This is a genomic window from Bradyrhizobium sp. SHOUNA76 (assembly GCF_023006445.1).
GTDB lineage: Bacteria > Pseudomonadota > Alphaproteobacteria > Rhizobiales > Xanthobacteraceae > Bradyrhizobium.
Genome location: NZ_JALBHA010001127.1, coordinates 1 through 523 on the forward strand (window position 1 = coordinate 1; position 523 = coordinate 523).

General features: G+C 67.3%; 1 protein-coding gene. It reads right to left on the minus strand.

Annotated elements, in window-relative coordinates; genetic code table 11:
* A partial coding sequence (locus tag MOV74_RS40110; RefSeq protein ID WP_246933097.1) for an NAD(P)/FAD-dependent oxidoreductase occupies positions 1–523 on the minus strand: 523 nt, incomplete at both ends.

Sequence of the window (523 nt, forward strand, 5' to 3'; positions counted from 1 at the left end):
TAGACGCCGGGCACGGAGGTCTCCAGCGGCGCCACCAGCCGGCCCTGGTTCTGCTCGGACTGCGCGCCTGTCACGACGAAGCCGCCGCGATCGAGCGTGACGCCGCAGCCGTCGAGCCAGGAGGTGGCGGGATCCGCGCCGACGAACAAAAACAGGTTGCGGATGTTGGCTTCATCCTCATCGCTCGACAACCGGCTCTTCCAGCGAATGCGCCGCAGCAGCGAGGCCTCGTCGCCCTCGAGCGCCGTGATCTCGGTGTTGAACATCAATTCGATGTTCGGCGTCGCTTCGATGCGCTCGATGAGATAGCGCGACATGCTGGCGCCCAGACCGCCGCCGCGGATGATCATCAGCACCTTCTTGGCGTGACCCGACAGGAACACGGCGGCCTGGCCTGCGGAATTGCCGGCACCGACGAGGGCCACCTCCTCGCCGGCGCAGAGCCGCGCCTCGACCGGCGAGGCCCAATACCAGACGCCGCGTCCCTCGAACTTGTCGAGGTTTGCGATCTCCGGCCGGCGAT